The sequence below is a fragment of the uncultured Bacteroides sp. genome (genome assembly GCF_910585845.1).
GTDB lineage: Bacteria > Bacteroidota > Bacteroidia > Bacteroidales > Bacteroidaceae > Bacteroides.
In genome coordinates this window covers 15,071-33,471 of the sequence record NZ_CAJUHF010000013.1, presented here as the reverse complement: position 1 = coordinate 33,471, position 18,401 = coordinate 15,071, and the positions used below count along the sequence as shown (strand labels likewise).

Here is an 18,401-nt window from a genome sequence, read left to right as displayed (position 1 = left end):
CGGGCGACGAGAATGCGATATTTCTCTGTCGACCGTGCGGAGAAGGAAAAGAAATGGAATGAATGAAAAACGGTAGTTGCTTAATAAATAATGGAATAAATAAATATGTACAACTCAAATAGAAAAAGAACGGAGGAGTGGTAAAACTCCTCCGTTCTTTTTCTATTTGGTTCTTATCTTCTTTGGTTTTTATCTTCTTTCGTTCAGCATCTGCTCCGTCGGACATTCGTGGTTGCCGATGGGTAACTTCACCCGCTTCAGGTCGTCCAACCGATGGATCGGGCGTTCAATGTCGTAAGGAATCCGCATGCCGGAATACTCCATGAAGTAGAGCAGGCATGCATCTTTCCACCACACGGCATCGCGCGCCTGTATGCTCAGCCGCGACTGTACGGCTTCAAATCGTTCTGCATCGATGAACTCTTCCGTTTCCGCCCATATCTTCTGGAAGTTCCTGACCTGTTGAACGCCCCTGTCGTAGCGGTGGCATAGTTCGTCCCACACGGTACGTCCGCTCTGCATGACGTGTTGCCACGGTGCATGGTGGAACCACAGCAGGTATTCGTCCGGACAAGTGCGGATGTCGTCGTAGAGTCGGCGGAGCGAATCGGGATACTGCGCGGTGGCATTACTGCCGTTCCGGCTGCGGTCGAAACCGATTCCTTTCTTGTCTGCCTTGTGATAATAAGAAGGCAGCCAGTCGGGGCGTGCACCGGGGATGGCGCACCAAGGTTCCGGACCGTAATGATGTCCCCATGCGAAGAGATGGTGCAGTCCGATGGGCATCATGTAGTCCACTACGGCTTCGCGGCTTTGCATCATCATCTGCCGTACTTTGTGTGCTGCGGGGATGTGCTGTTGGTTACGCGCATTGAAGAACGTCTGTGCCAACCATTCGTCAGCGATGGCTTCGGAAGAGAGTTCCGGATTCCAGGCGAGGCGTCCGAAAGCATACCAGTTGGATTGGGCAAAGTGATGCCCGCACCAGTTTGTATCTGTTCCGATGTTGGCAACGCCTGCCATCGCCTTCAGCGAAGCGTGCGGCACGAAATTGAAAAACTCCTTCCACATCGGCGCAAGGTAGGCAAGGTGGTGGGAGAAACCCAGATACTCTTGTGTAATCTGAAACTCAACCATCTGCGCCGTCGCAGGCATGGCGCCGAACAACGGACTGTAAGGTTCGCGCGGCTGGAAGTCGACCGGACCATTCTTTATCTGCACGATGACGTTGTTGCGGAATTGTCCGTCCAGAGGTTGGAACTCCAGATATGCCTGCTTTGCGCGGTCGGCATCGCTGGGGCTGTAGACGAAGGCGCGCCACATGATGATGCCTTTGTAGGGCTTCACCGCATCGGCAAGCATGTTGGCACCTTCGGTGTGGCTGCGTCCGAAGTCGCACGGACCGGGTTGTCCCTCGGAGTTGGCTTTCACGAGGAAACCGCCGAAGTCGGGGATAAGGCGATAGATTTCACGTGCCTTCTCCTTCCACCAGGCAATAACCTGTTTGTCCAGCGGGTCAGCCGTAGGCAGTCCACCCAGTTGCATGGGAGAGGCAAAATTGATGGAGAGATAGACCCGGATGCCATACGGACGGAATATGTCTGCCAGTGCTTTCACCTTCTCCAGATACTCGGCAGAGAGGATTCGGGAGGAAGCATTGACATTATTGATGACAGTGCCGTTGATGCCGATGGAGGCATTGGCACGTGCATACTCCGTGTAACGGTCGGAGAGGGTCGAGGGCAGTGCGTCCCACTTCCATAGGGAGCGTCCGGCATATCCCCGTTCGACGCTACGGTCCAGGTTGTCCCAGTGGTTGAGGATACGGAGGTCGTAGGCGGGGCTTTCCTTGATGTCAAGCCTTGTCCAGTCTGTACCAGTCTCCTGCAACCTTAGCAGATGGAACGCTCCGTAGAGCAATCCGCGCTCGCCGGCGGAAGTAATGGAGATTTTCCGCCCTTCGTCGGATGTGGACAGTCGGAAGCCTTCTTCCCCCAGTGCGCGTGTTTCCTTGTTGCGGATCAGGGTCAGCGCAACGGGTACCCCTTTCCAGCCTTTACGCAGTTCGGCGGCAGCTGCGTCCACAATGGGCGATTGCCGGTTGCAGGTGACGTTCGCCTGTCCGTCTGCCGTGTATCGCAGCCACAAGCGGTTGCCATCTTCTGCCGAGGCGGGAACCAGCAGGCAGAGTAATAATATGAAGGATAATAATTTCTTCATAAGCAATGATAGAGATGAATAATTCGTTTCTTAACTTCAACTTCCTAAATGGCAAGCGGGCAAGAAACAAGTCGGAAAGAAAGTCATCAGTCTTCCCCTTCGATAGTGATGATGTGTCCCTCGGCATCGTATTCCAGTTCGCATACTTTCAGGCTACGTAGCCAGGTACGTCCTCCCGAAGGAACACTGTCGTGGTGGAACAGATACCATTTGCCCTTGTACTCTGCGATGGCATGGTGCGTGGTCCATCCCACCACCGGAGTAAGGATGACTCCTTGATAGGTGAACGGGCCGTAGGGATTGTCGCCGATGGCATAGCACAGGCGATGCGTGTCTCCGGTGGAGTAGGAGAAGTAGTACTTGCCGTTGTACTTGTGCATCCACGAAGCCTCGAAGAAGCGGCGTTCATTGTCGCCTGCTGTCAGCGGTTTGCCGTTCTCGTCGAGTACCACCACTGGTCGGGGCTCTTCGGCAAACTGCATCATGTCGGCACTGAGCTTGACTACCCGTGCGGGGATGGCAGGTTCGTTGTCGGCAGGAAATACGCCGCCCGCTTCCAACGCCTTGTTGTCGCGGTAGCGTTGCAATTGTCCTCCCCAGAGTCCGCCGAAGTACATGTAATAGTTTCCGTCTCCATCGTTCAGCACGGCAGGGTCTATGCTGTAGCTCCCGCGTATCGGATCGGGTTGGGGCGTGAAAGGACCTTCGGGGCGGTCGCTCACGGCAACGCCGATACGGAAAATGTCGTTCCGGTCCTTCAGGGGGAAATACATATAATACTTTCCGTCCTTCTCCGCCACGTCGCAATCCCAAAGCTGGCGTCCTGCCCAAGGAATCTCTTCGGTGGTGAGCACCAAACCGTGGTCGATGACTTCCCCGTGTATAGGGTCTTCGGTAGAGAAGACGTGGTAGTCTTTCATATTGAAGTGGTCGCCGTTGTCATTTTCGGGGATGCCGCTTTCCCAGTCGTGCGAGGGGTAGATATAGAGGCGGTCGTTGAACACATGGACGGCAGGATCTGCCATAAAGTCGTTGGGTACTAAATATCTTTTTTCCTTTTTCATGATAATGTTTTTTATTTGAATTTATGATTGTTTATCGCTGTTTTCCGATGCGGATACGCCGGTTAATAGTCGGCATTTTTCCGGCGCTCGGCAAGTTCTGCCTGTATCTGCTCGTTATACTTCTTGGTGATGGGGTAGAACCACAAGGCGACGACACCCACAAAGAACGTCAGCGCCGGAATGATGCTGGAAGAGAGCACGATGCCATGAATGGCGGATTCGCTCTGCGCTATGCCCGCCCCGGATACGTAGCCGAAGCCGGAAAGCAGGAATCCTAAGATGGCTCCGCCTATACCCAGACCGGCTTTCAGTGCAAACACTACGCCGGCAAATACGAATCCCGTCGCACGGCGATGGTTGACATATTCCGAGTGGTCAGCCACATCGGCAATCATTGCCCAAAGCAACGGCACGGTAGGCGCATACGCTAGACTCTTCAGGAAGTTCAACACGAACATCGTCTCTACGTCCGTCTCGTTGGGGAAGTAGAAGAAGGCAGTGAACAATGCCGTCAATGCCAGGCAGACAATGAAGACCGACTTCTTTCCGTAGCGGTTGGCAAGGAAACCGGACAGGCAGATGACACCGAAGAACTGGACGATGGCACCCAGCATGTTGAATACGCCGAAGCCGACTTCGTAAGCCTTGTCGGGGCTGCTCACAATCAGACCGAAGGCGTTCAGTACGGTATATCCGATACTGTCGCTTGCCTGCGTGGCAACCAGTCCGAGCTTGTCGAGGAAGGCATATAGTGCGCCTGCGTCCACATAATTCTCAAAGTAGTAGTTCATGGCACTTCCCCACATCGCCAGTGTCGTGAAAAGGAAGAGGGTAAGGATGAACATGGCACGCCAAGGGATGTTACTGAATACATCCTTGATGTCCTTCCGCGTATCCGTCTTTTGGCTTGCCGGCGGCGTGATACGTTCGCGGCTGGAGAAGAATGTAATCACCAGGAACAAGAAACCGATCACAGCAAACAGGGTGATGGTGCACAACCATCCGTGTCCCTTGTCGCCGCTTTCGCCCGCAAATTTGCTGACCAAAGGCAGCGTCAGGCCCTGTACGACAAACTGTGCGATAGTGGCAGACACGAAACGGATGGATGTGATACTCGTACGCTCTTTGATGTCACTTGACATGACACCGCCCAACGAAGAGTATGGGGTATTATTGAAAGAATAAAGGGTCATCAATAAGGTGTAAGAGATGGTGGCGTAGACGGCTACCAATCCTTTGTCCTCGATGCCGGGATTGTAGAACGCCAATATGTAGAACACCATGAAGGGGAGTGCCGTCCAGATCACCCACGGGCGGTATTTACCCCATTTACTTTGGGTGCGGTCGGACAGGATGCCTACCGTCGGGTCGACAAAGGCATCTACGATGCGGGCAATCAGCATGACTGATCCCGCAATGGCACCTTCCAACCCGAATACATCGGTATAGAACTTGGTTTGATAAATCATCATCATCTGGAACACAAGGTTCGCAGAGCAATCTCCTAAACTATAGCCTATCTTTTCGGCTAAAGATACTTTCTGACTGAGTGAGTTCATAGTACTTGTTATTATTATTTTTTAGTTTTCTGTTCTTGGCTGTCTTTCCAGGCGCTTTCGGCTACGCGGTTGCCCAGAGTCTTCTTGTCCAACGGGTGTATGTCGTTCCATTCGCCCAAATCGCTGTTGCGGATGAGGCGGGTATGGGTGTTGGTCTCTGCCACACGTGCCTGCTCCTTGCGCATCTCCGTCCATGCCTGACGTCCCCTGACATCATCTTTCGACAGGAAGTCGGCAAGTTCGACGATGTAGAAAGGCAACTCCGCATTGCCGAAGGTACGTCGCCAGTCGGCAATCATAGCGGTCAGCAGGGCGGCGTATTCGTTGCGGCGGTCTACGTTCGACTCTCCTTGATACCAGATCACGCCGCGTACGTTGTAGTTCTTCAGTGGGGCGATCATGGCATTGTACAAGCATATCGGCTTGTAGCAGAAGAACATCATGCCCGGAGCTGCGGGCATGGCAGCACCCTGCTTGTATTTCCATTCTCCTGTCAGGCTCACTTCCTCATTGCCGCAAATGATCTTGTAGGGTTTCTCCTTGACGAAGTGCGGATAGCCACCGTTGCTGATCAGACGTACGGTTACGACATTCTTTCCCGTCTTCAGCACTCCTGCGGGAATTGTGTAGATGCGCGGCGGATATTGATAGGAAGTCGTTCCAACGAAGGTGCCGTTCACGTAGACAGAGTCTGCATCGACGATGCATCCCAATCGCAAGACAGCCTCCTTACCGTTCCATTCCTGCGGGATCTCCACCTCTTTGCGGAACCAGTGCGAACCGTTGACCGGATTCAATCCGTTGCTTCCCCAGCCGGTGGAGTGCAGGTCGACGTTCGTCCATCCTTTGTCGTTATAGTCGGGAGCATACCAACGAGGGGATTCGTGCAGTCCCGCATCTCCCTGATATAGAGAGAGGCTCCATCGACGGAAACTCTGCCCTTCCGTTTGCTTGATGCTTTTCAGGTAGGCATCGTCCTCATACTGGCGCTTATCGTTGATATACTTGGGAAATTCTTTCAATCCGTCTTCACTGATCCAGGCTTCTACGGGTGTTCCTCCCCAGCTGGAGTTGATTATCCCGACGGGTATGCCGTCTTTCTCGTACATGGCTTTGGCGAAGAAGTAGGCGAGTGCCGAGAACTCCATCACGTCTTCCCGGGTACAGGCTTTCCAGTTCGTATGGTCCGGCAGGTCGGTTTGTGGGGCATGGAAGTTGAAGATATTGGGTACCTTCAGCAGGCGTATGTGCTTGTTCTCGTAGGCTTCGATCTCTTCTGCAAACATGTCAGTGACACGTCTGACAGGTAATTCCATGTTCGACTGTCCGGAGCATAACCAGACGTCTCCCACCAGAATCTCTTTCAGTTCAATGTCATTCACTTGCAGGATATAGGGGCCACCCGCCTTCATGGGGGGCAGGGTGATGCACCAGTTGCCGGTTTGGTCGGCAGTTACCGTATAGGCGTTTTTCAGCTTTCCGCCTTTCACTTCGTTGGGAGCGGCGTTTTTCTGGAATTTCACTACTACGCTCTCTCCGGCGTCTGCCGTACCCCATACTTTGACGGGGCGTTCGCGTTGCAGTACCATTCCGTCCGAAATTAAGGCAGGCAACTTTACTTTTGCCTCCGTTATAGAAACAGTACAAAAGCAAAGTAGCGCTGCCGAAATCAACCTAACTTTATTATAACTAACCATTTTCATGTTTTGAATTATGTCTTTGATTCTATCTGTTGTTTTTGTTCTTTCTGTTCTTTTCTTTATCTTTTCTTTTCTTTCTGTTTTGCACGTCTATTTATATTCGTACAACTTTACGTGCAAGATACGGAAATCTCCTGTCGAGATTCGCACATGCCGCCCCTGATGGTCTTGGTCGCCATTCAGTCGGCGTATATAGGACAGTGTACCGTCTTCGTTCACTTGCACCTCGTCTACGTGTCCGATTCCGCAACGTGCTCCTTTCCATTCCGCTTTTCTATTAGCTGTTTCCCCATTTTTCCCTCCTGCCTGCGCGAAACCGTCTTCGCCCAAGGCCTGTATCTTGCCTTGGTTTTCAGAAACCTTTTCAAATTCGATGACGATGCCACTACCCGCCACGATATATTCGTTTGGGGCAAGTCTCAGCAGGATACCTCCTCCTTCGGGCCATGTACTACCGTCTTTGGCACGCGGATCCCAAGGCAGGGTGAAATAATGCCGGCAGACAATTCTTAAATCATCCTGTATGAAGATGCTTTCCCGGTTTTTTTGGTCGAAGAGCATTCCTTCCATGACATCTTTTCCCTGATAGCGGGTCAGGAGAGGCATCTTTGAACCAGAGAGGAGCATAGCAGCTCATTGAATTCTTCCAGGCTCCAAACCAAAGAAAGACAACTTTCAACCCATTCAGCCTGGCTTGTTCGATGGTTTTATCAGTCAGCGTGAAGTCGAATTGGCCCTCTTGCGGTTCCGTCAGATCCCAGTATGCCGGAACAAGCACAGTGTTCAGTCCCATGCGCTGCAACTTTGGGAAGATACGTTCGATATCTTCCGTGCAGGCGGCAGATGAATTCCCCAATTCGCCGCCTAAAATGAGAAAAGGCTTGCCGTCCACTGTTAACTGCGTGGCTGTTCCTTGTTTCTGCAATGCGCTTTTCTGGGCGTTGGCGTGTACGAATAGGAGACTGCTGATTACCCAAAATAAAATCCAACTCTTCATTTTTTCACTGGCATTGATTTGAATTGTTTTTCATTGCAACAAAGATAGCAAGTTCTGATATAAGGGGCTTTCTATGGCGTTTCAGAAAGCTTCTCTTGGGTTACATGATCCTTTGCGAATGTTACATATTCTTTTGCGGATGTAACATAAAGGCTTTTTGCGGGTGAATATCAGGGAGGGATGGTGTTATATCCCCTTGTCTTCCGATGTGGATGGATGCGACGGGATTTATTTATCTCCTCCCCATATGGACAACACTTTCCGGCGTATCAGGAATATGTCCAAGGTGGACACAGCAAAGAACAGGGCAACTCCTGTAAGAATGCAAGGCAACAGTGTGTTTGTCTCAAAACGGTGCAACAGGGTTTGCAGCACTTCGGTATAACAGTTCCTCAGCCAAGCCACACCGCCAACGGAGAACAACAGGACGAGCAGGTTTAGTCCGACAGTCAGCACCCAATAAGGCATGGCAACTTGGGCAGGAGTGTAACCTGTCAGCAGTAAGTTTTCTAGTTTGACCGTATTCTTTTGGAGCAGCAAAAAGATGCTTAGCATCAGGATGTAGAAAGAGAGGATACTGATGAATAGTCCTACAGCCGACACAATTCCGGTGACGAGGCGCAGGAAGTAGGTGGTCTTTCCGGCATCCAGATTGTTTCCTTCGGTTTCGTAGTTCTTCTGTTGGAAATAGTCGGTGATGGCGGTGTCTGCAGGGTTCTTCACTTCTACGATGAGGCGCGAGGGTTGTGCTTCCCTTTCGGGGGCGAACGTCCGGTTAGCCCATTCCATAAACGATTGTGGCACAAGAATCGTGTTCAGACGGTTGGAGAAACCTACGATGTTTCCTTTGTACTGTTCCGTACGTCCGTTGCCGCGGATGACGATGTTCATCTGTATCAGCCCCATCACGCCTTCCGAGAGTTTCGGAAGGTTGCGGCTTTGGGCAAATCCGAAGTTATAGAGATTCAGGTAGTTGCGGGGGATAATAATAGGGATGGTCCGTGCTTCTTCGTCGAAGTGCCACTTGTCCAAGTTGACGTCGATGAAAGGGTCTGGAACGGACTCGAAGAACATGTCCGTAGAGAGGCGTATGCCCGCCTGCTGCATGCCCAGCCCTGTCGACACATGGAAGAGGGTGGGAGTGAAGCTACCTACACTGCGCGTGAAAGGTTGCGCTTCCAATTCTTTGATTTCTTCTTTAGAGAAGGTGTTGTTTTGTCCGGTGAGGCTGCCGAGGGTACTGATCTTTTTGGTGGCGATGATATAGTCTTTTTTCATGAAGCTGTCTCCCTGTGTGAAGACGGGGAGTACATCTCTATAGAATTGCACGCTCAGCAGCACAATCAGCATCCCGAAGAGGTTGGCAAGGAAAAAACCGCTCAATTGCCCGATGCTGATGTGTTGGCGGAGCAGTTTCCAAACAAGTCTGTTCATTTATAGTTTCAATACTTTGTTATACTCCAGTTCTATATGTTTTCCGATGGAGGTCACCACCACACCTGCACCCTGTCGGTCGGCTTCTTCGGTCAGTATCCGTCCCATGAGTGCGCTGTTGTTGTCGTCCAGATGGCTGACTGGTTCATCCAGGAAGATGAAGTCGAACGGCTGGCACAAGGCACGGATGAAAGCTACGCGCTGTTGCTGCCCGAAGGAGAGTTTTCCCGCCTTTTCGTTGACTTTGTCCGCAATGCCGAGGGTGTCGAAGAGAGAGAGGATCTCCTTTTTCTTCTTCCAGTTGGTGAGTCGGTTTTTCAGTAGCACGTTTTCCAATGCGGTCAGTTCGGTGAAGATGCGCAATTCTTGGAACAGCATGCTTAACGAATACTTCCGTAGCTCCACCCATTCGCCGATGGAGAGCGAACGGATGTTGCGTTCGTCAAAGCAAATGATGCCCTGATAGTCGTACCGATATCCGTAGATGTAGCTGCATAAAGAGGATTTTCCTGTTCCGGAAGCGGCTTCAATCAGGTAACGCTCTCCTTTCTGCAACACAAGGTCCTGGTGCCATACGTCGGAGGTGATGGCATTCCGGTCGGCAAACACTTGGGGAAGTGTTTGCCGCAGATGAATGGTTTCCATGATGGGTTGTTGATTAAATGCCGGTAAACTCCTTGATAAAGTTTATGATCTGTTTCAGTGCGTTTACGCTTTTGTCTTTCAACTGAATGACAGCTTCCGCGTTGTTGTCCGCATCGCCGGTGATCTGCGCGTACTCTATCTTATCAATCAAGGAAAATGCAGTTACATATTGTGCTCCGCCGTATTCGCTCAGTATCTTTATGAGCGGAAGGGCAAGTATGGCTTCCGTGTTGATGGCGAACGCACTGTTCTTGCCTTTCATGCCGGATGCGAATCCCGTCTCTTTGATAGAGGGGTCGGCGGCTTGGGCTATGCTTTTATATACGGTCTCGTCATTTGTGGCATACAGATTGTTGTCGCGTACGCCGAAGAATAGGTTTGCCATTCTGGATTTGTATACATATTCGTTTTCGCCCAGTTTGATGATCTCTTCGCCGCGTCGCAGACCCAGTTCGTCTTTTTTCTCATAGAGCGCTTGTACAGGTGCGGCGCTCTTCACGTTGGCATAGAGAAGGAAAGCGGGGGCTTTACTCATCGTGACATTGAGCAGTCCGGCGGCAATGTCTTTCTGGAATGAGTCGAACAGGGCTTTCACTTCGTTGGCCTTGGCGATGGAGAAGTTCTGTTGGAATTCCTGGTTCTCAAGCAGCAGGTTATAGAGTTCGTCTCCGTTGATACCCATGCTGAAATACATCAGGGTGGATTTGGGGAAATATTTCAGGAAATTGTTGTCAATAGGGCGGGTCACCTTTTTCTGTCTGTCAAGCATGGCTTGCAGTTCGGGATTTTCGGTGAAGTTTTCGTACTTCATACTGATTTTGCCTTTGTCGAAAGAGAGGCTTCCGAGCATCCACAAGTCTTTCAGGTTGATATCCTGAGGCAGGCCATAGTTGATTTGTTTGGCATAGTCTTTCAGAAAACTTTCCGGAGAAAGCAGAGCATTGACGTCGCCTCCCATTTTCTGCATCCTCTTGAAGGCGGCAGTAGAGATGATGCTGTTTTCGTCGGTCTGCTTCAGCAGGGTAGGGAGGTTCTCCTTGATTTTTTCAAGTTGCGAGTTTCCTTTGTATCCGGTCAGTATCAGTACGGAGGGGGTGTATGCCAGGAACACCTGGTTGCTCATCCGCGTAAACTGAAAACCGTCGCCGTTGGTCAGGGGCTGACAGATATTCTCTTTTTCTAAGGTCTCCATCAGGGCATGCAGGTCATCTTCGCTGCTTACTTTCGCTACAAGAGTAGAGGGGAATGTCTCAGTGCTGAATACGTATATCGGCTCCGTGATGTCGATTCCCGATTTCTTCGGGTCTTTTATGATCATCTCTATTTGCTGGAACGTGGCGGCATTCGTGCCGCTCTTCAGGCTTTCTATCAGTTTTTGCTGCACTTCTTTGTTTTCCTTGTCGTTCAGTCCGGCTTTCTCTGCCAATGATTTCACATGGATGCTGGCCACCGTGCTGGCGTTGGCAGGAATCACATTTGTGTATTCCGATTTCTTGGAACATGCGCTGACAAAGACCATCAATACAGCCATCAACGCTAAGCGGAGAGACATACTTTTCTTCATATTGTTTCTGATTTTAATGTTTTAAGTTTCGCAAGCTCAACTTCTTAGTTTACAAAAGTGCAGTTGACAAATTTACAAGGAGAAAAGCACAGGCTATAACTCTTAGCTTTATGACAAGCAAGCATTTTTCTCTTCTCACCTCGTTCCCTTATTCCTTTGTTTCCTTGTTTCCTGCAAAAGTTGAGCTTGCGAAACTTGAGTTAATGTGATTATCATTGGTTTTGTAAATTCATAATGTGGCAGGCGGCCAAAGCAGCGGTCTCCGTACGCAGTCTCGATTTTCCCAGGCTGATGGGGATGAAGCCGTTTTCGATGGCTTTCTTCACCTCCTCTTCGCTGAAATCTCCTTCAGGGCCTATTAGCACAAGTGCATCCTCTCCCTTTCGCAACACATCTTTTAGCAACGGTTTCTCGCCTTCATAACAGTGGGCGATGAATTTCTGTCCTTTGAAAGGCTGGCTGATGAAAGTGTTGAAGTCTGTCATTTCATTCAGCTTGGGTAGGCGTGCCTTGAGCGACTGCTTGATGGCAGACACCAGTATCTTGCTGATGCGCTCTGTCTTGATGACTTTCCGTTCGGAGAAGCGGCAGTTCAGGAAGGTGAGTTCGTCGAACCCTATTTCGGTGGCTTTCTCTGCAAACCATTCTGTGCGGTCCATGTTCTTGGTAGGGGCCATAGCCACATGCAGATGTCCCTGCCATAGAGGTTCCTGATAAATGGTTTCCAAGATGTTTACCGTGCAACGCTTGTTGGTGGCGGCACTGATCTCCGCATTATAGAAGTGTCCTTTCCCGTCGGTCAGGGTGATCCGGTCGCCGATGTTGAGGCGTAGTACGCGGACACAATGTTGTGCCTCCTCGGTGGGGAGTTCGGCACAAGTCTGTATGTCGGGAGTGTAGAATACGTGCATAATGATTTATTATAGTTCTTTTTTTAATTCATCTTTTCCGGCTGGTGCTTGTATTTGAAGACCAATGCAAACACTACAGCTACTGCCAATGCATAGCCGGCAAATACAAACCATGCTGATTGCCATTGCATTATTTGCGGAACTTCGCTGCCGAAGTCGACAAAATGATTGACTACAGCCTGGGCGCCCAGTGTACCGATTGTGGCTCCGAAGCCGTTTGTCATAATCACAAACAAGCCTTGGGCACTGGATCGGATATTTTTGTCCGTCTCCTTATCAACAAACAAAGAGCCTGAAATGTTGAAGAAATCGAACGCTACGCCATAAACAATCATCGAAAGGACGAACATCCATACGCCACTGCCCGGATTGCCCGTTCCGAACAGTCCAAAACGCAGCACCCATGCGAACATGGCAATCAGCATGACCCGCTTGATGCCGAAACGTTTCAGGAAGAAAGGGATCAGCAGGATACATAAGGTTTCAGATACTTGCGACAGGGAAATCAGGATATTGGCATGCTGTACGCCGAACGTGTCGGCATACTCGGGTATGGAACCGAAACTGCTGATATACGGATTGGCGAAACCGTTGGTGATCTGCAGAGAGACCCCTAACAGCATGGAGAACAAGAAGAACAGTGCCATCTTCTTTTGTTTGAACAACGTGAAAGCGCGTAGCCCGAGTGCTTCTACCAGAGATTTGTTTTTGCCGCTTTTGCAGATCGGGCAGGCGGGCAACGTCAGCGCATACATGCTGTAGACCAAACCGATAAGGGCGCAGGCAAAGAATTGTCCGTAAGTGTTTTGCACCCCCAGCAAATCCACCATCCACATAGAGCAGATGAAACCGATAGTGCCGAAGATGCGGATGGGAGGGAATGTCTTGATAGTGTCCAGTCCGGCTTTGTCCAGAGCGGTATAGGCAACGGAGTTGGATAGGGCAAGTGTCGGCATATAGAAACCGACGCTTAATGAATATAAGGTAAAGAGTGGACCGAACTCTACGTCAGCACCGGCAGTCATGCCGTAGTATCCGGCAAGTGCCATGAAGAGGGCGGCGGTGAAATGGCTGAAACTTAACAGTCGCTGTGCCGGAATCCACCGATCGGCAATGATGCCTAGTATGGCGGGCATGAATAAAGATACGATACCCTGCATGGCATAGAACATTCCGATATGTGATGCCAGATTGACATTCACCAGATAACTACCCATAGAAGTCAGATAAGCTCCCCAAACAGCAAATTGGAGGAAGTTCATGATAATTAAGCGAACCTTGATGCTCATAGCTTTTTATTTTTATGTGTTTCTCTTTTTGTTATTGATAGATTGCTGCAAATGTATGAAATTTATTGGAAAAGCCGGAGGTAAGTGGTATATAAAAAAAGAAGGCTATCTATCCCAGACAGCCAATCTTTATTAACCTTAAATCTAATACCATGAAAAACACAGTGCAAAGGTATGACTTTTTATGTTATACAACATAAGGTTTTACCTGTTTTCTGCTTTTTGTTAACGTTTTTTATGATATTAAGTGCTTTTTCCCTTTGCTTGGGTTATTCTACATATAGTACTAATCCTTTCAAGTATTCCCCTTCGGGATGATAGATGTTTACCGGATGGTCGGCAGGTTGCGTCAGTTGGTGCAAGATACGCACGCTGCGTCCTGACATGGCGGCAGCCGTGAAGACAGCTGTGCGGAAGTTTTCTTTGCTGACTGCCTGCGAACAAGAGAAAGTGAATAGGATACCTCCCGGTTTGATTTTCTCAAAGGCTTTCACATTCAGCTTACGGTAGCCTTGCAAGGCATTGCGCAAGGCGTCGCGGTGTTTGGCAAAGGCAGGCGGGTCGAGGATGATCAGGTCGTACTGGTCGCCCATACGGTCCAGATATTTGAAGGCATCCTCGGCAAAGGCGGCATGGCGTCTGTCACCTGGGAAGTTCAGTTCTATATTCTTGTTGGTAAGGTCGATAGCCTTGGCGGAACTGTCTACCGAATGCACCAGTCTGGCATTGCCGCGCATGGCATATACGGAGAAACCTCCTGTGTAGCAGAACATGTTCAGCACGGAACGTCCGTTGGCATAGCGTTCCAGCAGGGAGCGGTTTTCGCGCTGGTCTACGAAGAAGCCCGTCTTTTGCCCTTTCAGCCAGTCGATGTGGAATTTCAATCCGTATTCCATGGCGATGTTGTCCGTGCTACCTCCTTTCAGGAAGCCGTTCTCAGGATAGAGGTCGGCTTTGAAGGGTAGGGTGGTTTCCGACTTATAGTAGATGTTCTCCAGCTTGTCTCCCATTACTTGGCTGAGGGCTTCGGCTATAGCCATGCGGTCGAGGTGCATGCCGGCAGAGTGTGCCTGCATCACAGCCGTGCGTGCATAAATATCTATGATCAGTCCGGGCAGATTGTCCCCTTCGCCATGTACCAGTCTGTATGTATTGTTGGTCGGGTTTTCGGCGATGCCGATACTGCGCCGCATCTCGTAGGCAATGCTGAGCTTACGTCTCCAAAAGTCGGCATCGATGTTCTCGTCCTGCCGGAAAGAGAGTACGCGGACGGCTATGCTGCCGATCTGAAAGTGTCCTTTGGCTATAAATTCCTTCTTCGAGGTGTAGATTTCTACCACTTCACCTTCTTCCGGTTCGCCGTCAAGGTGTGCGATGGCGCCGGAAAACACCCAAGGGTGAAAACGTTTCAATGATTCTTCTTTGCCTGATTTGAGGTAGACTTTGTACATGCGATTTACTGATTATCATTTAAAGGGTTAGTGATTAATGATTCCTGATTGGCAGGCTGTTCATCCGGTGCCAGTTCATAGTCACCACTGATTTTCAGTTCCTGCAATCGGTTGTATATGTTGAGGCAAGCCCATGCGTCTGTGGCTGCATATAGCTTTTGAGGTTCGGTCAGGTGTTCGGCTTCCCAGTTAGAGAGGCGTTGTGACTTGGAGATCTTCTCTCCGAACAGGATAGCGTATATCTTCTGCAGGCTTTTCTCCTGAATGCCGAACATGCGGACATACTCTTGCAACTCGATGCAGGCACGTTGCTCGAAGGGGGCACGTTTGTGCAGCATCATAAAGTCGTCCTTCAAGGAAAGGCCTATCTTGGTGATCGACGGGCTTTCCAGTAAGGAGATGACAGGAAGTGTCAGTCCGGTCAGGTTCAGGCGGAATAGAAAACAATCTTTTTCCGACGAGACCTGTAGCAAGGCGACCTTGTGCGATTGTCCTTTGGTGAATGAGGGGCGCGTTTCGCTGTCTATTCCCAATATGGGGTATTGCTTGAGGTAACTCACGGCCTTTTCGGCTTCCCAAGGCGTCTGTACGACATGTATCTGTCCTGGAAAGAGCACTTTCGGCATCTCTTGGATAGCTTCTTTACTGATTGTTCTTCTGATAATCATGGCTTACTCCTTTATTCGTCTTTTTCGTCAAAGCTGTCTTCTTCCGCTTCATCGTCAGCCTGGTGATATTTTGCGTCATGCAGGGCGCGGAGGGTATTCACTAATGTCTGTCCCCAGTATTCTTTGAACTGTTCCTGGCAGATGGCAAGTGAGTCGTTCATGGTCTCGTTCAGTCCCAGCTGGAAGACGAATATAAAATCTTTGAGGGATTGGTAAATATCCGCCAAGTCTTCGGATATATTCTTCTTGATGGGCTGGTCGCTGTAGACCATGTCTTGCAGGAATACGTCCAGATAGTCGTCCTTGTCGGCAAGGATGTCGGCGAGGTTGATACGGAGTACTTCGTAGGTCTCTTCCGTCACATAATTCTCGGGTGCCTCGTCGCCTATCATTTCGGTCTCGGGCAACATGGCTGCCTTGAGGTAGAGCAACGGGAGTATCTTTAAAGAGGTATCGATGAATGTATCGCGCTTCATCGTCTCCGCCTGTTCCAGAAACTTGCAGAATTCGGCGGCTACGGTGACGAATTCCACTACATTACGGTCGAATATCACTTGGCTTTCTTTTTTCATATTTATATTTGATTTGGAGATGCAAAGATAGATATAAATCTTGATTTATATGCCAGTCAGTTAAGAAAACGTCAAGCCTTCTCCCCATAGCTTCTTCATTTGCAGGAGTTAAAGGAGTTGAAGGGAGTCATCAGACGACAAGTCGGCTTAGGAGCCAAAGCCGATACATGTCGGTGGCGATATCATCATATCGTAGAAAAATCAGTGTCTCCAGATGTAAATATGTGCTCCTACCGTTGCATACAGGCGGCTGACATCCATTTTCCCGGCATATGTTTCGTCTATGGCTTCTTGAATGGCTGCATTGTCCGCTTTCAGCCAGTGTATATATAAACGTTTTTACTGTTCTCTTCATGCTGTCAAGTTAAGGTGACATTGCAAAGGTATAAAAAAGTTTATTCCTACCTATAAAATATCCAAGTTTCGCATAATGTTATATCTATTTGATTTTGCCAACGGATAGTTATTTTTTGATTCTCGTTTTCGGAAAAACGGCATATGGTAAGAAAAGAAGATATATAGATAACAAGAGAGCGTATCAAACAACCTGTTTGGATACGCTCTCATTCTATTGTCGTTTACCTATTGAATATTCTTTACCAACCCGAATTTTGCTTCAAGTTCTTGTTTTTGATCAATTCCGTTTGTGGAATGGGGAAGAAATACATCTTGTCGTCCCATTGGCGGGATACGTTCTTGCGAGTATAAGTAATGCTTCCGTCAGTTTCTTTGGTCAACTTCATTTCAACGATATTCTTGAAATACTTATCGGCCTCTTTCCAACGGCGGACATCCCAGAAACGATGACCTTCAAAAGCCAGCTCCACAAAACGTTCGTTGCATAACTTAGTCCAGAACGTAGCGGCATCCATGCCTTCTTCAAAAGCGGGCATACCGGCACGCTTGCGCGTCATGCTGGCAGCAGCACAAGCCGACATCGGAAATTCTACAGTGACAGCATTCGCATCACCTAAATACTTGAATACCGCTTCGGCATAATTCAAATAAAATTCACCCATACGGAAGGTCAACCAAGTATGGCGTGATGCCGTAAACTTGCTGTTGCTTGCCAATGAGATGGCACCGTTACAAAGCTTTTTGAGGTAATAGCCAGTAGGTGTGGCACCGGTCAGAGGCTCGCCATTGACGCCGCCGTGGAATGTTTCAATCTTGGCGGCACCGGAATATGTAGGCCATTGGTCACCGTTCACAGCCACCGTAGCTGCCAAGCGAGGGTCGCGATTCTGATAAGGATTCTTCTCGTCATATTCAGAACCGGCTTCACCGATAGATTTACCATTGAGCATATCGTATGCATCTACTAGGTTCTGAGTAGGACAGTTACCACCCGCACCACCTTCTATACCTACAGGATAATTGTTGGTTTCCACCATGTTGTCGCCGGAGGAATTTTTATAATAACGGCGACCGTACAGGATTTCCTTCATGATGCCGGGGGTATTGAAACTTTCGGCGGCCCATAAATCCGCATACTTGGCAGTAAGGTCTTTGCCACGTTTCTGGGCAGCATCAAGCAACTCCTTGGTATACAAAGCAGCCGTACGGTAACGTTCCTTGTCACCATTGGGATTGAAAAGCGGACTGGCCCAATACAAAGCTGCACGAGCTTTCAGCGCAAGCACGGCAAGCCGGTCTGCGCGGCCGGTCTCTTCCGTACCGGTAGAAAGTTCTCCCAGGTTACTGTAATCTTCGATAATCAACGACTGGATATCCGCACATTCATCCATGATGAACTTAAAGATATCATCTGCCGATGTTTGGCTTATGGAGTTGGCTTCTTCAGCAGTGATTTGCTGTGTCACCAAAGGTACATCACCATACTGGCGAACCAGACAGAAGTAGAAGTAAGCACGCATAAAGCGGCTTTCGTACTTGTAGTTCTCATAACGGTGAAGTTGGGCGGCATAGTCGCTGTTCAGTTTCAGTTCGTCGAACGACAGGCCCTGCAATTCGTGAATCACATGGTTGCAAGTACTGATGCCCTTGTACATATTGGTCCATACAGACGATTTCGCATTGGTAGGGCTCCAGGCACCATTGTAGAAATCTTCGATAGCATTACCCAAAATGCTGTACTCGCTTTCGTCCGTTGCAGATGCCTGCATGGCACCCGATGAATAGTTGCCGAAATCATAATCCACGGTATTGTAGATATCGGTCATGAATCCACCTACATTCTTGAAGTTTTGTGTTATATAGTCCTTGTCGAAGATGTTGTACTCATTGTAATCCATCTGATCGGAACATGAAGCCAAGCATCCGGCTGCACATACGACAAAGACTGATGTCCTTATTTTATTGATCAT

The 18,401-nt window shown here is 49.4% G+C and carries 13 protein-coding genes and 1 pseudogene; all 14 read right to left on the bottom strand.

The window, feature by feature from the left end:
* Positions 1-189 precede the first annotated feature (189 nt).
* Entirely contained in the window at positions 190-2,220 is a 2,031-nt protein-coding gene (locus QZ323_RS05650; RefSeq protein ID WP_294633531.1) for an alpha-glucuronidase family glycosyl hydrolase, read from the bottom strand.
* Positions 2,221-2,306: 86 nt separating this feature from the next.
* Positions 2,307-3,284, bottom strand: coding sequence for a glycoside hydrolase family 43 protein (locus QZ323_RS05645; protein WP_294633530.1), 978 nt, complete (start codon positions 3,282-3,284; stop codon positions 2,307-2,309).
* Positions 3,285-3,346: 62 nt separating this feature from the next.
* Positions 3,347-4,843 carry an MFS transporter gene (locus tag QZ323_RS05640; RefSeq protein ID WP_294633528.1) on the bottom strand — a complete coding sequence of 499 codons (1,497 nt, stop codon included), beginning with the start codon at positions 4,841-4,843 and terminating at the stop codon, positions 3,347-3,349.
* A 14-nt stretch (positions 4,844-4,857) separates the two neighbouring features.
* Positions 4,858-6,546 (bottom strand): sialate O-acetylesterase, encoded by a 1,689-nt coding sequence (locus QZ323_RS05635; protein WP_294633527.1) that lies wholly within the window; start codon positions 6,544-6,546, stop codon positions 4,858-4,860.
* An 87-nt stretch (positions 6,547-6,633) separates the two neighbouring features.
* Positions 6,634-7,540: pseudogene (locus tag QZ323_RS05630) on the bottom strand (DUF5597 domain-containing protein).
* 228 nt (positions 7,541-7,768) lie between these two features.
* Entirely contained in the window at positions 7,769-8,974 is a 1,206-nt protein-coding gene (locus tag QZ323_RS05625; protein ID WP_294633526.1) for an ABC transporter permease, read from the bottom strand.
* Entirely contained in the window at positions 8,975-9,619 is a 645-nt protein-coding gene (locus QZ323_RS05620; protein ID WP_294633525.1) for an ATP-binding cassette domain-containing protein, read from the bottom strand.
* 13 nt (positions 9,620-9,632) lie between these two features.
* Complete coding sequence (locus QZ323_RS05615; protein WP_294633524.1) at positions 9,633-11,183, bottom strand: DUF4836 family protein; 1,551 nt, start codon at positions 11,181-11,183, stop codon at positions 9,633-9,635.
* Between the two features lie 212 nt (positions 11,184-11,395).
* Positions 11,396-12,094 carry a 16S rRNA (uracil(1498)-N(3))-methyltransferase gene (locus tag QZ323_RS05610; protein WP_294633523.1) on the bottom strand — a complete coding sequence of 233 codons (699 nt, stop codon included), beginning with the start codon at positions 12,092-12,094 and terminating at the stop codon, positions 11,396-11,398.
* A gap of 23 nt (positions 12,095-12,117) precedes the next feature.
* A complete protein-coding gene (locus QZ323_RS05605; RefSeq protein ID WP_294633522.1) occupies positions 12,118-13,383 on the bottom strand; it encodes a nucleoside permease in 1,266 nt (421 codons plus the stop codon).
* Positions 13,384-13,652: 269 nt separating this feature from the next.
* Entirely contained in the window at positions 13,653-14,834 is a 1,182-nt protein-coding gene (locus QZ323_RS05600) for a class I SAM-dependent rRNA methyltransferase (RefSeq protein WP_294633521.1), read from the bottom strand.
* A gap of 5 nt (positions 14,835-14,839) precedes the next feature.
* A complete protein-coding gene (locus QZ323_RS05595; protein ID WP_294633520.1) occupies positions 14,840-15,502 on the bottom strand; it encodes a 3'-5' exonuclease in 663 nt (220 codons plus the stop codon).
* Positions 15,503-15,513: 11 nt separating this feature from the next.
* Positions 15,514-16,074, bottom strand: coding sequence for a DUF5063 domain-containing protein (locus QZ323_RS05590; protein WP_294633519.1), 561 nt, complete (start codon positions 16,072-16,074; stop codon positions 15,514-15,516).
* A 596-nt stretch (positions 16,075-16,670) separates the two neighbouring features.
* Entirely contained in the window at positions 16,671-18,401 is a 1,731-nt protein-coding gene (locus QZ323_RS05585) for a RagB/SusD family nutrient uptake outer membrane protein (protein WP_294633518.1), read from the bottom strand.